The organism is Stenotrophomonas sp. (genome assembly GCF_031995405.1).
Taxonomy (GTDB): domain Bacteria; phylum Pseudomonadota; class Gammaproteobacteria; order Xanthomonadales; family Xanthomonadaceae; genus Stenotrophomonas.
The window spans coordinates 18,034-30,657 of sequence record NZ_DAMAGC010000011.1; the positions used below are offsets into that span (position 1 = coordinate 18,034).

Genomic DNA, 12,624 nt, shown 5'->3' on the forward strand with positions numbered 1-12,624 from the left:
CATGGCGTGGACCCGCGATGAAATGGCCGCGCGCGCCGCGCGCGAACTGACCGACGGTGCTTACGTGAACCTGGGCATCGGCCTGCCGACGCTGGTGGCCAACCACATCCCCGACGGCGTGGACGTGTGGCTGCAGTCCGAGAACGGCCTGCTCGGCATCGGCCCGTTCCCGACCGAGGCCGAGGTCGATGCCGACCTGATCAATGCCGGCAAGCAGACCGTCACCGCACGCCCGGGCGCGAGTTACTTCGGCAGCCACGACAGCTTCGCGATGATCCGCGGCGGCCACATCAACCTGGCCATCCTCGGTGCGATGCAGGTCACCGACAAGGGCGACCTGGCCAACTGGATGGTGCCCGGCAAGATGGTCAAGGGCATGGGCGGGGCGATGGACCTGGTCGCCGGCGTGCGGCGGGTGGTGGTGCTGATGGAGCACACCGCCAGGAACGGTGAACACAAGATCCTGCCCGAGTGCACGCTGCCGCTGACCGGCGTGGGGGTGGTCGATCGGATCATCACCGACCTGGCCGTGTTCGACGTCACCGACAGCGGCCTGGTGCTGGTCGAGGCCGCACCGGGCGTGGGCCTGGATGAGCTGAAGGAAAAGACCGGCGTGGCCTTCGGCCAGGCCTGACCGTCGTCGCCACCGGGTGCCGTCCGGGCACCCGGTGGGTATAGGGGGATCTCATGGACCTGCATCTGCGCGACGCCGACGTCCACTGGCACCGCCACTGGCTCCCCGCCACCGACGCCGACGTCCTGCAGCGCACCCTGCGCGAGGACGTGCCATGGGAGGTCCACCGCATCCGCATGTTCGGGCGCCAGGTCGATTCGCCGCGGCTGAGCTGCTGGATGGGCGATCCGGCCGCGCGCTATCGCTACTCCGGCACCGACTTCGTGCCGGCGCCGTGGCACCCGGCGTTGCTGGCGCTGCGCGAGCGGTTGGCAACCTTCTGCAACGCGCCCTTCAACAGCGTGCTGCTCAACCGCTACCGCGATGGCGACGACGGCATGGGCTGGCACAGTGACAACGAGCCCGAACTCGGTCCGGCACCGATGATCGCTTCACTGAGCCTGGGCGCCGAACGCCGTTTCCTGCTGCGGCGGCGCGAGGACCATGCGCGCAAGGCCGAGGTGATGCTCGGTCACGGCGACCTGCTGCTGATGGGCGGCCAGACCCAACGCCATTACCAGCATGCCCTGCCGAAAAGCGCGCGGCCGCTGGCCGAACGCATCAACCTCACTTTCCGCTGGATTGACGCAGCCGGGTCGGCATGACCTGCGCCTGCTGGTAATCGGCCTGGCCGGTCACCAGCGTCCAACCCACCACGTCGGTGGTCAGGGTCTGCAGGCTCTGCTCGAACGCCCGGGCGACATCGGCGGTGGCGGTGCTCGGCACCGGCTGTTCCTGGCGGAACGTGCGGTCGGCCACCACGCGCTGGTCGATCACGTGGATCAGCTTGGCGTTGACCTCGATCAGCGCCGCGGGCGTGGCCTGGCCGCGGTAGTCGGCCTCGAAACGGCGTACGTCCAGGGCCAGCTTGTAGTCGGCGCGGATGCCGGTGGTGGCGCGGGCGACGCCGGCGATGCGGCCGGAATCCTCGAAGCCGCGCACCAGCGCGTCATCGAGCATGTCGGTGGCCGGCTGTGCCCAGCTCACGCCCTTGTACACCTCCAGCTCGGACGGCGAGGGACGCACGTTGATGCGCGGGCTGTCGACCACGCGCGCGGCGCTGGGCTTGACCACGATCAGCTGCCAGTCGACCTTCGGCCAGCCGGGGTCGGCCTGGATGCGCACGATCGGCGAATAGATGGTCACCGCGCTGCGCTCGTTGCTGCCCAGCAGCGAGCAGCCACCCAGGGCGGCGATCAGGGCGACCGGCAGCAGGATTCGGGGAAGGGTCGGGCGGCTCATTTGGGTTCGAACTCCTTGGGCGCGTCACGGCCCAGCAGATAGCGTGCCGGGTTGTTGTCGAGGCGGTCGCTGACCCGGCGCAGGTCGCGGATCAGCCCGCGCAGCTCGGTCAGGGTCGGGCCAAGCTGGGCCAGGCCGTCATTGGCGAAGCTGTTGATGGCCGCGCGGTTCTCGCCGAGGATCGAATCGGCGTTGCCGGCGGCCGAGTCCAGCTTGGACAGGGTGGTTTCCAGCTTGTCCAGGATCGGCGGCAGCTGCTGCACCAGGTTCTTGTCCAGGCGCTGGATGGTGCCATTGGTGCTCTTCAGGGTGACATCCAGGCTACGCGCGGCATCGCGCGCGCTGAGCAGCAGCGCCTGGGTGCCCTGGTCGCGGTCGGCCAGGCCACCGCTGATGGTTTCCAGATTGGCCAGCGTGGCGTTGATGCTGGCCACGTTGCGGTCGCTGAGCACCTGGTCCATGCGCTCGACGATGCGGTTGGCCACGTCGGTGATGTTCTGCAGGGCCGAGGGCGTGGTCGGGATGATCGGGGCCGGGTCCTTGTTCACCGCGGTCAGTGCGGCGGACTGGGGCGTGCCGCCGCTGAGCTGGATGATCGACGGGCCGGTCAGGCTGGTGATGGCCAGCTTGGCGCGGGTGTCGGTCTTGACCGGGGTATTGGAGTTCAGGCGGATCCGCGCCACCACCTGGCGCGGGTCGTCCGGCACCAGGTTCAGTTCGGTGATCGAGCCGACCGCGATGCCGTTGTACTGCACCGGGCTGCCGACCGACAGGCCGGTGACCGCCTCGCGGAACACGACCCGGTACTCGGTCCAGGTACGGTCGGAGGAGTACTTGGCGGCCCACAGGCCGAAGGCCAGCAGCGCCAGTCCCACCACCAGGGTGAACGCGCCGATCAGGACGTAATTGGCTTTGGTTTCCATGGCTTACTCGCTCTCGTGCTTTGCATCGCGCGCAGCTCGCGCACGCGGTCCGTGGAAATATTCCTGGATCCACGGGTGGTCCAGTTGTTCGATCTCGTGCAGCGGGGCATTGGCGATCACCTTCTGGTCGGCCAGGACCGCCACCCGGTCACAGATCGCATACAGCGTGTCCAGATCGTGTGTGATCAGCAGGACGGTCAGCCCCAGCGCTTCCTGCAGGGTCTTGATCAGCCGGTCGAAGGCGGCCGCGCCGATCGGGTCCAGGCCGGCGGTGGGCTCGTCCAGGAACAGCAGCGGCGGGTCCAGCGCCAGCGCACGGGCCAGGCCGGCGCGCTTGCGCATGCCGCCGGACAGCTGCGAGGGCAGCTTGTTGATGGCATCGGCCGGCAGCCCGGCCAGTTTCACCTTCAGCAGGGCCAGCTCGTAATGCCAGCGCTCGGGCAGCTCGCGGTGGTGTTCCTTGAGTGGCACCTGCACGTTCTCGCCCACGGTCAGCGAGGAGAACAGCGCGCCATCCTGGAAGAGCACGCCGGTGTTGCGTTCGATATGCAGGCGATTGTCCGGATTGTCCGAGCGCGCATCCACGCCCAGCACCTCGATCTGGCCCGCATCGGGAACGCGCAGGCCCAGGATGCTGCGCATCAGCACCGACTTGCCGGTGCCCGAACCGCCCACCACGCCGAGAATCTCGCCGCGGCGCACGTCCAGGTCGAGGTTGTCGTGCACGGTCTGCGCGCCGAACCGGTTGGTCAGCCCGCGCACGCGGATGGCCAGCCCCTCGTCATCGCCGGTGGTGTCCTCGGGCGTGGCCATGCCGGCCGGATCGGTGGCCATGGTTTACCAGCCCATCTTCATGAACCACAACGCGGCGAACGCATCGAGGATGATCACCAGCGAAATGGCCTGCACCACGCTGGAGGTGGTGCGCTCACCGACCGACTGCGCGGTGCCTTCAACCTTCAGGCCTTCCAGGCAGCCGATCAGGCCGATCACCAGTGCGAACACCGGCGCCTTGGACAGGCCCACCAGCATGTTGCGCACTTCCATGGTCTCGTGCATCCGCGCGATGTACATCTGCGGCGGAATGCCCAGGTCGAACGCGCCCACGGTGATGCCACCGGCCAGGCCGGCCACCATCGCAATGAAGGTCAGCAGCGGCAGGGTGATCAGCAGCGCGACCAGGCGCGGCAGCACCAGCAGGTCGATCGGGTCCAGGCCGAGGGTGCGCATCGCGTCGATTTCCTCGCGCGCCTTCATCGCACCGATCTGCGCCGTGAAGGCGCTGGCGGTGCGGCCGGCCAGCACGATGGCGGTCAGCAGCACGGCGAACTCGCGCAGGAAGGCGATGTTGACCAGCTCCACCACGTAAATTTCCGCGCCGAAGTCGCGCAGGATGGTCGAGCCGAGGAAGGCGATCACCGCGCCGACCAGATAGGACAGCAGCGCCACCAGCGGTACCGCGTCCAGTCCGACCTGTTCCATCTGCGCCACCGTGGCGGTCAGACGGAAGCGACGCGGCTCCTTGATCAGGCGCGCGCCCTTGACCAGGTTCTCGCCGAGGAAACTGGCCAGCGCCACGATGTTGTGGCCCATCCCATGCACGCTGACGCCCAGCCGCTCGAGCGCGGCCAGTACACCGAAATCGCGTTTGGCACGCGGGCGGTCGTCGGCGACTTCCTCGATGGTGGAGACCAGCGCGCGATGTTCTTCGCGGAAGCTGACCGCGTTCTCGCCAAGGTCGGCGCGACGGGCCACCCGCAGCAGCTGCAATACCCCGGCCGAGTCGAGCACGGTGATGCCGCTGGCGTCGATGCCGGTCAGCGCGTCGGGAATGCCGCGCAGCACTTCGGCCGCGTCCAGCGCGGTGTGCAGGGTCCAGTGGCCGGAGAGCCGGACAAGTCCGGGATCCTGCGCGTCCTGTTCGAGATGGGGGGCTTGGCTTGGCGTCATGGGGCGTCCTGCGCGCAGCATACCTTGTCCGTGTCCACACCAAGTGTGTGCTCTGCGACATGATTGTTCAGCCGGGGCAGCCTTCGGGTAATACTACGACGCATGTCTGCCGATACCGCCACCCTTCCCACCCCCCAGGCCACCTATGCGCAGCGCGTTGCGTTCGTGTGCGAGATGGCCGGGCGCCTGCACAGTTACGGCACCACCGCCCAGCGGCTGGAGGCGGCGGTGGTCGCGCTGGCGCAGCGGCTGGACCTGGACTGCGAGCCGTGGTCGAACCCGACCGGGCTGATCCTGAGTTTCAGCGATCCGACCAAGGCCATCGGTTCGTCGGATATCACCCGCGTGATCCGCCTGGCACCGGGTGAAAACGACCTGCATAAACTCAGCATCGCCGACCAGATCACCGATGCGGTGGCCAACGGCACCATGAGCATTGCCCAGGGCCATACGGCGCTGCGGCCGCTGGACAAGGATCCGGGCCGGCGCGGCAAGATCCGCATGATCCTGTCCTACAGCCTGGGCGCGGCCGGCGTGGCCGGACTGTGGAAACTGCCGTGGCTGGATATCGCCACGGCCGGGGTGATCGGGCTGTTGATCGGGGTCATGACGCTGTATACCGATCGGCGCCCGGCAAGCCGCGAGGCCAGCGAGGCGCTGGCGGCACTGGTGGCGGGCACGGTGGCGGCGCTGGTGGCCTCGTTCCTGGGGCCGCTGAATCTCAACACAGTGATCATCGCCTCGCTGGTGGTGATGCTGCCCGGGATGTCGCTGACCAATGCGGTCAATGAACTGGCGAGCCAGCACTGGGTATCGGGGACCGCGCGTTTTGCCGGGGCCATCACCACCATCCTGAAACTGACAGTGGGCGCGGTGATCGCGGTGACGCTGTCGGGGATCATCGGGCTGGAGCCGCACGTGCGTGCGTCGCGGCCACAGGCCGATTGGGTGGAGTGGAGCGCGTTGCTGGTGGCCGCGTTCGCATTCGCGATGCTGTTCAAGGCCAATCGCCGCGATTATCCGTGGGTGATGGCGGCCTCGGTGGCCGGATATGCGATTTCCAAATTCGCCGGCCAGGCGTGGGGGCTGCCGGCGGGTATTTTCATGTCGGCGATGCTGATGACTGCCGCAGGCAATCTCTTCGGTCGTCTGGCACAGCGCCCCGGGGCGATCATCCGCCTGCCGGGCATCATCATGCTGGTGCCCGGCAGTACCAGTCTGCGCGGCGTGCTCACGCTGGTGCAGCAGCAGGACATGAGCGCCGGCCAGACCGTGCTGATGACCGTGCTCAACGTGGTGATGGCGCTGGTGGCCGGGTTGCTGTTCGGCAATCTGTTGATTCCGGCGCGGAAGAATCTCTGAGGGGTGTTGGCGTGTGGCGTTTCTTGTAGAAGCGTCAGAGCGCAGGGCCGCTTGTCCCTTGGCTGGGCGGGGATGTCCCGGTTCGCAGGACACGCCGTAAACCCATCCATGGGCGCTCGTGTACGGCATCCATGCCGGACACGGTGCCGCGAGCCCACACATTCCCGCCGACGACAGTGGGTCGATGCCCATGGAAAAGACACGAGCGGAAAAACCGCTCGGTGGCCGCGTTTCATTGCGCACCAGCACCCTGTCAAAGGGCGGGTGCGGATGGGTTGGCGGGACCGTCATGCGCCATGGATGGCGCATGCGAGCCTACACGGACGTACTTGCGGCGTGTCCCGCCAACCCATCCGTACCCGCCCAGCCAAGCAGGGGCACGCACTCGCCAGTCGTTGATCCTGCAGTGCTCCGGCCAACGTCGCGTCCGCGCAGCTGGAAAAAGCGCAGACAAAAAAACGCCGGCATCGCGGCCGGCGTTTTCAATGTCAGTTTCCGATGAAACCAGAAACCATTACTTCTTGATCAGGAACTCTTCGACCTTCTTGCCCTTGGTGGTCAGCGCGGCCAGCCAGCGCGGCTGCTTGCCACGGCCGGTCCAGGTTTCCTTCGGGTTGGCCGGATTGCGGTATTTCGGAGCCACCTTGCCCAGCTTGCGCACGGCCTTCTTGGCCGGAGCCTTGGTCGCCTTGGCGGCGCGGCCGCGGGTCGGCGCGGCGCCACCGAACACTTCCTCGATCGAATAACCGTGCGCCTTGGCCAGCTTGGTCAGCTGGGCACGCACCTTCGTCACCGCCGGGCGCTTGGCCACGATGGTCTGTTGTTTCTTGGCGTTCTTGATCAGGGCGCCCAGCTCTTTGGCGGACAGGCCACTCAGGTCAATGCTCATCAACTGCTCCGGAATCTAATTAAGGACGGGGTCGGCCAGTCCTTGGCTTGCGCGACAGCATACATATCCGACGGGATGCTGCACAGAGTTAACCGGCATATTCAATCGTCCGGCCAAAAAGAAAAGCCGGGATATTCCCCGGCTTTCTTCGATCAACCCGTCAGGCGGCCCAGCAGGGCATCGCGGTCCAGGTTCTCCGCCTCGCTCCCGCTGCGCGACCGGTACTCGTAGGTGCCGGCGGCCAGCCCGCGTTCGGACACCACCACCCGGTGCGGCACCCCGATCAGTTCCATGTCGGCAAACATCTGGCCCGGGCGCAGGCCGCGGTCGTCCAGCGCCGCATCCAGCCCGGCGGCCTGCAACTGCGCCAGCAGCTCGGCGGCGGCGCTGGCCACCGCGTCGTCCTGCTTGGGATTGATGACGCAAACAACCACTTGCCACGGTGCCATCGCGGCCGGCCAGATGATGCCCGCCTCGTCGTGGTTCTGTTCGATCGCTGCGGCCACGATGCGCGAAATGCCGATGCCGTAGCAGCCCATCGCCAGCACCGCCGCCTTGCCGTTCTCATCCAGCACCGTGGCCTTGAGCGCCTGCGCGTACTGGCGGCCCAGCTGGAACACGTGACCCACTTCGATGCCGCGCGCGATTTTCAGCTCGCCACCATCGGCGGCGCGGTCGCCTTCCTTCGCGTTGCGGATGTCGGCCACTTCCGGCTCGGGCAGGTCACGGCCCCAGTTGACGCCAGCGATATGGAAACCGGCTTCGTTGGCACCTACCACGAAATCGGCCAGCGCCGCGACATCGCGGTCGGCCACGATGCGGATCGGCCGGGCCGGGTTGAGCGGGCCGAGGAAGCCCGGCTCGCTGCCCAGGTGCGTGGCGATTTCCGCTTCGCTGGCCATGCGGTAGCCCTGCAGCCCGGCGACCTTGCCCAGCTTGATCTCGTTGACCTCGTGGTCGCCGCGCACCAGCGCCAGCACGAAACCGCCTTCGCTCATGATCGCGATCGACTTCACGGTGCGCTCCAGGCCCAGACCGAGCAGCGCCGCAACGGCCTCGCAGGTCTTCTGGGTGGGCGTTTCGATCCTGCGTTGCGCTTCGCTGGCCGCCGGACGTGCATCGGGCGCGGCGGCAATCGCCGCTTCCATGTTGGCCGCGTAATCCGAGCCGGTGGAAAACACCAGCGCGTCTTCGCCGGAATCGGCGATCACGTGGAATTCCTGGGAGGCATCGCCGCCGATCGCGCCGGAGTCGGCCTGCACCATGCGGAAGTCCAGGCCCAGGCGGGTGAAGATGCGGCTATAGGCCGCCTTCATGTTCTCGTACTCGCGTACCAGGCAGTCATCGCGCAGATGGAAGGAGTAGGCGTCCTTCATCAGAAACTCGCGCGCGCGCATCACCCCGAAGCGCGGGCGGATCTCATCGCGGAACTTGGTCTGGATCTGGCAGAAATTGACCGGCAGCTGCTTGTAGCTCGACAGCTCCTGGCGCGCGAAATCGGCCGCAGCCTCCTCGGCGGTGGGGCTGTAGCAGAACACCTGCTCCTTGCGGTCCTTGATCTTCAGCAACTGCGGACCGAACTTTTCCCAACGCCCGGTGGTTTCCCACAGTTCCTTGGGCTGGATGGTCGGAATCTGGAATTCAACCGCGCCGGCGCGCTCCATTTCCTCGCGCACGATGCGCTCGACCTTGCGCAGCACGCGCAGGCCCAGCGGCGACCAGGTGTACAGCCCCGAGGCCAGCTTGCGGATCATGCCCGCGCGCAGCATCAAGCGGTGGCTGGTGAGCTCCGCGTCGCTGGGGGTTTCCTTGGTGGTGTGCAGGTGGAACTGGGAGAGGCGCATCGTCGGCTTCGCTGAACGGCAGAAGTCGATATTCTGCCAGCCCAGCCGCTCCCCTGCCCATCACGGCGGCGGCCTGGGCCAAAGGCCGCTGCCTGGCCTGGCCGGCGTGGCTCAGCCGGCCGGCTTGCAGTAAGCCTTGATGGCTGCGTCGGCCAGGTTCTTCTGCGCCTGGCGCTGTTCGTCCGTCAGGGCGGTGTCGGCCTTGCCGTCACCGTTGGTGTCCTGCATGACCGCGCCCTTGCCGTTGAGCAGGGTCAGGTTGCTGCGCGCGGTGGTGCACTCGCTGGGTTCGGCCGGCGCTGCCGCTGCCGCTGCCGGGACCGCGCGGGCGACCGGGTCGCGGCCTTCGACCTGGCGCGATTCGTACTTCTGCCCGGTCGGGGCTTTCTCCGAATACTGGGTGACGCCGTTGGCATCTTTCCACTTGTAGACGGTACCGGCACTGGCCGAGGCACTGGCGAGCAGCAGCAGGCAGCACAGAGAGGGCAGGGCACGCATGGCAACTCCGGCATCAAGGTCAGGGCGCCGATTGCAGCATCCCGGCCCGGCGCTGGCAAGCCGGCGGCGACAGGCGGGAGGCCGGGCTGCCCCAAAGGCCGCCACACCCACTAAACTGGCCGGTATGGATCAGATGAAACCCCCGCCGCGCTCGCGCAGTATTTACCTGCTGCCCAACCTGTTCACCACCGCCGGCCTGTTTGCCGGCTTCTACGCGATCATTGCCGCGGCCAATGGCGACTTCGTCAATGCCGCCATCGCGGTGTTCGTGGCTGCGGTCATGGACGGGCTGGACGGCCGCGTGGCCCGACTGACCGGCACCAGCAGCGAATTCGGCGTGCAGTACGACTCGCTGGCCGACCTGGTCAGCTTCGGCATGGCCCCGGCGCTGGTGATGTACCACTGGTCGCTGTCGTGGCTGAAATTCGACGATCCGGTGCTCGGCCGGGTCGGCTGGGCGGTGGCGTTCCTGTATGCAGCCTGCGCCGCGCTGCGCCTAGCCCGCTTCAACACCCAGGTCAGCGTGGTCGACAAGCGCTGGTTCATCGGCCTGGCCAGCCCGGCCGCCGCCGGCCTGATGATGTCCTTCGTCTGGGCCTTCGCCGACGGCAACCTGGGCTGGGATGGCAATCAGCTGCGCTACGTCGCCCTGGGCGTGACCCTGGTGGCGGCGCTGCTGATGGTCAGCCGGATCCGCTTCTGGAGCTTCAAGGGCAGCGGTGAGAAGGGCCCGCGCTCGGACCGCGTGCCGTTCCTGGCGCTGGCCCTGGTGCCGATCGCCATCGCCATCATGGTCATCGACCTGCCGCGCGTGCTGTTCGCGGTGGGCATTGTGTACGCCCTGTCCGGCCCGGGTTACTGGCTGTGGCAGCGTGCCCGCAAGACGGTCGAGCCCGGCGCGTGAGCGATATCGGCCTGCCGCCACTGTGGTCCCCGGCGCAGCAGTCGTGGCTGCAGGCGATGGGCTATACGGTGTTTGTCGACGGCCAGATCGAGGACGTCGCGGCGCCGGCACCGATTGAACTGAGCGTGGTTGCGGCAGAGCCGGCGGCCACGCCGGCACGTGCTGCCGCGCCGGCTGCCGAGGCCGGTCGGGCGCCGCCGGTGGCGTCCCCGTCACCACCGCGGCGCAGTGCCCCGGCCAGCGTCGATGGCCCTGCCGACGGCGCAGCGCCGGTACGCGAGCGCGCACCGGCCGGCCGCCGTCCGGCGGTACGCATGCCCGACCGGCTGCAGATCGCGCTGCTGCGGGCATCCGGCTGCAATCCGTCCGAACCGGAGACGCAGGCGTTGATGGCCGGCTGGAACCTGGAGGAACTGCGCGGCAATGCCGCGGCCAAACGCGCGCTGTGGCCGCAATTGCGGGCCCTGCGCAAGCGGGGCCGTGCATGAGCGCGGTCAGCTCCCCCCGTCCGCTGTCCCTGCGCGCGCTGCGCGAGGCGGACATCGATGCGGTGATGCCGATCGAGCTGCGCGGTTATCCCTTCCCGTGGACCCGCGGCATCTTCGTGGATTGCCTGCGCGCCGGCTACCCGGCGCTGGCGCTGGAAGATGACGGCGTGCTGGTCGGCTATGGCGTGTTGAGCATCGCCGCCGACGAGGCGCACGTGCTCAATGTCTGTGTCGACACGCAGAATCAATCGCGCGGCCTGGGGCGCTACCTGTTCCGCGCGCTGGTCAAGCTGGCCCGGGACCATGGCGCGCAGCGCGTGTTCCTGGAAGTGCGGCCCTCCAATACCCCGGCGGTGGCGCTGTACCACAGCGAAGGCTTCAACGAGATCGGCCGCCGCCCACGCTATTACCCGGCCCGCGAAGGGCGCGAGGACGCGCTGGTGATGGTGATGGAACTGGTGGACGACGACATCCAGACGATGCCGCCGCTGTAACGGCGCGGGTAGAGCCGAGCCATGCTCGGCTGCTCCATCGTGCCCCGATCGGTGCGCCGTGATCCAATCGGCCGGTTTTTGCCGCAGCTGCGCTGCGGCAGCCGAGCATGGCTCGGCTCTACCGTCATGATCTCCTGACGATGCCGCCGCTGTAACGGCTAGGGTAGAGCCGAGCCATGCACGGCTGCTCCCTCGTGACCCGATCGGTCCGCCGTGACCCAATCGACCGGTTTTGCCGCAGCTGCGCTGCGGCAGCCGAGCATGGCTCGGCTCTACCATCAGGATCTCCTCTCGCCACCTTTGCCTCTGGCGCTGGGCCGTTGGCGCATCATGTGCGTCAGGCGAGCCGCAGCACCGCCGCGCCCAATACGATCAACCCCGCTGCGATCCAGCGCTGCCGGGTGACCCGCTCATGCAGGATGAACGCCGAGATCAGGATGCCGAACAGGATCGAGGTTTCGCGCAGGGAGGCAATCATCGCCACCGGCGCGACGGTCATTGCCCATAGCGCCAGCGCGTAGGAGGTCAGGGTACCGACGCCGCCGACCATCCCGTAATGCCAATTGGCACGCGCATACGAACGCAGCGCCGCCGCACGCGTGCACAGCGCCCAGATCGGCAAGGGCAGGCCCGACAACAGGAACAGCCACAGCGTATAGCTCAGCGCCGCGCCGGAGTGCCGTGCGCCCCACGCATCCACCAAGGTGTAGGTGGCGATGACACCGGCGTTGAGCAGTGGCAACCAGAGGTGCTGGCGCGAGATGCCACGCGTCATGCACAGGATGCCGGCGCAGATGAGCGCGATGCCGGCCCAGGCGATTCCTGCCAGGCGCTCGCCGATGAACAACGCGCCCACCAGCGCGACCAGGAGCGGCGCGCAGCCCCGCATCAGCGGGTAGGACGCGCTCATGTCGGTCACCTGGTAGGTGCGCGCGACCAGTACGTAGTAGATGACCTGCAGCCCGGTCGAGGCGGCCAGCCACGGCCAGCTCTGCGCGGCGGGTGCGGGCAGGAACGGCAGGCCGATCGCGGCGAGGACGGCCGCCGAACCGGTGACCAGGATTGTGGTCAGCAGCGTGTCGCGACCGCGTTTGACGATCGCGTTCCAGCTGGCGTGCAGCAGTGCGGCGAACAGCACGATGCAGAAAATGGAGAGCGACATCGTGTCGGCAGGCAGTCATTGCGGGGACGAACCCGCATGATGCCGCAGGCGCGCGGGCACCGCCCACCATCGACACGCCGCACCGCAGGTGCAGCGCACGAAACGACCCACACCGGTAGAGCCACCCCATGGGCGGCTGCACACAACCCACACCCGGTAGAGCCACCCCATGGGTGGCTGCACGCAATCCCGGCC

The 12,624-nt window shown here is 67.7% G+C and carries 13 protein-coding genes and 1 pseudogene; 6 read left to right on the top strand and 8 right to left on the bottom strand.

Annotated features, from left to right (window positions below; translation table 11 throughout):
- Position 1: 1 nt before the first annotated feature.
- Together RTO53_RS03315 and RTO53_RS03320 are read left to right on the top strand one after the other, a co-directional pair.
- On the top strand, positions 2-634 hold the full coding sequence (locus RTO53_RS03315; RefSeq protein ID WP_312236463.1) for a CoA transferase subunit B: 633 nt from the start codon (positions 2-4) through the stop codon (positions 632-634).
- A gap of 53 nt (positions 635-687) precedes the next feature.
- Positions 688-1,278 (top strand): alpha-ketoglutarate-dependent dioxygenase AlkB, encoded by a 591-nt coding sequence (locus RTO53_RS03320; protein WP_312236464.1) that lies wholly within the window; start codon positions 688-690, stop codon positions 1,276-1,278.
- Here RTO53_RS03320 and RTO53_RS03325 read toward each other — a convergent pair.
- Genes RTO53_RS03325 through RTO53_RS03340 form a run of 4 tightly spaced genes read right to left on the bottom strand, consistent with a single transcriptional unit; the run spans position 1,241 to position 4,788 of the window.
- Positions 1,241-1,915, bottom strand: coding sequence for an ABC-type transport auxiliary lipoprotein family protein (locus RTO53_RS03325; protein ID WP_312236465.1), 675 nt, complete (start codon positions 1,913-1,915; stop codon positions 1,241-1,243). The genes RTO53_RS03320 and RTO53_RS03325 overlap by 38 nt on opposite strands.
- On the bottom strand, positions 1,912-2,838 hold the full coding sequence (locus RTO53_RS03330; RefSeq protein WP_121042588.1) for an MlaD family protein: 927 nt from the start codon (positions 2,836-2,838) through the stop codon (positions 1,912-1,914). Before RTO53_RS03330 ends, RTO53_RS03325 begins: the two co-directional genes overlap by 4 nt.
- A 3-nt stretch (positions 2,839-2,841) precedes the next feature.
- Entirely contained in the window at positions 2,842-3,651 is an 810-nt protein-coding gene (locus RTO53_RS03335; RefSeq protein WP_312236486.1) for an ABC transporter ATP-binding protein, read from the bottom strand.
- Between the two features lie 24 nt (positions 3,652-3,675).
- Positions 3,676-4,788: an ABC transporter permease gene (locus RTO53_RS03340; RefSeq protein ID WP_312236466.1), complete on the bottom strand. Its 1,113-nt coding sequence runs from the start codon at positions 4,786-4,788 to the stop codon at positions 3,676-3,678.
- A gap of 102 nt (positions 4,789-4,890) precedes the next feature.
- Here RTO53_RS03340 and RTO53_RS03345 point away from each other — a divergent pair, with 102 nt between their 5' ends.
- Positions 4,891-6,150 carry a threonine/serine exporter family protein gene (locus RTO53_RS03345; protein WP_312236467.1) on the top strand — a complete coding sequence of 420 codons (1,260 nt, stop codon included), beginning with the start codon at positions 4,891-4,893 and terminating at the stop codon, positions 6,148-6,150.
- Positions 6,151-6,667: 517 nt separating this feature from the next.
- Here the strand turns inward: RTO53_RS03345 and RTO53_RS03350 are convergent.
- From RTO53_RS03350 to RTO53_RS03360, 3 genes and pseudogenes are all read right to left on the bottom strand, one after another.
- Positions 6,668-7,039 (bottom strand): annotated as a pseudogene (locus RTO53_RS03350) (H-NS histone family protein); the annotation flags it as partial.
- 152 nt (positions 7,040-7,191) lie between these two features.
- The gene (locus tag RTO53_RS03355) at positions 7,192-8,883 is read right to left on the bottom strand and encodes a proline--tRNA ligase (protein WP_312236468.1); all 1,692 of its coding nucleotides are present in this window, start codon (positions 8,881-8,883) and stop codon (positions 7,192-7,194) included.
- Positions 8,884-8,994: 111 nt separating this feature from the next.
- Positions 8,995-9,381: a DUF4124 domain-containing protein gene (locus tag RTO53_RS03360; RefSeq protein WP_312236469.1), complete on the bottom strand. Its 387-nt coding sequence runs from the start codon at positions 9,379-9,381 to the stop codon at positions 8,995-8,997.
- A 124-nt stretch (positions 9,382-9,505) separates the two neighbouring features.
- On the opposite strand from RTO53_RS03360, the gene pssA reads away from it, so the two are divergent.
- The 3 genes from pssA to rimI are packed head-to-tail and all read left to right on the top strand — an operon-like array spanning position 9,506 to position 11,267.
- A complete protein-coding gene (gene pssA, locus RTO53_RS03365) occupies positions 9,506-10,285 on the top strand; it encodes a CDP-diacylglycerol--serine O-phosphatidyltransferase (RefSeq protein ID WP_312236470.1) in 780 nt (259 codons plus the stop codon).
- Positions 10,282-10,773: a hypothetical protein gene (locus RTO53_RS03370; protein WP_312236471.1), complete on the top strand. Its 492-nt coding sequence runs from the start codon at positions 10,282-10,284 to the stop codon at positions 10,771-10,773. The genes pssA and RTO53_RS03370 overlap by 4 nt, the downstream gene beginning before the upstream one ends.
- Positions 10,770-11,267, top strand: a complete 498-nt coding sequence (gene rimI / locus RTO53_RS03375) for a ribosomal protein S18-alanine N-acetyltransferase (RefSeq protein WP_312236472.1) — start codon at positions 10,770-10,772, stop codon at positions 11,265-11,267. The genes RTO53_RS03370 and rimI overlap by 4 nt, the downstream gene beginning before the upstream one ends.
- Positions 11,268-11,604: 337 nt before the next feature.
- Here the strand turns inward: rimI and RTO53_RS03380 are convergent, their stop codons facing one another.
- Positions 11,605-12,429 carry a DMT family transporter gene (locus RTO53_RS03380; protein WP_312236473.1) on the bottom strand — a complete coding sequence of 275 codons (825 nt, stop codon included), beginning with the start codon at positions 12,427-12,429 and terminating at the stop codon, positions 11,605-11,607.
- Between the last annotated feature and the right edge of the window lie 195 nt (positions 12,430-12,624).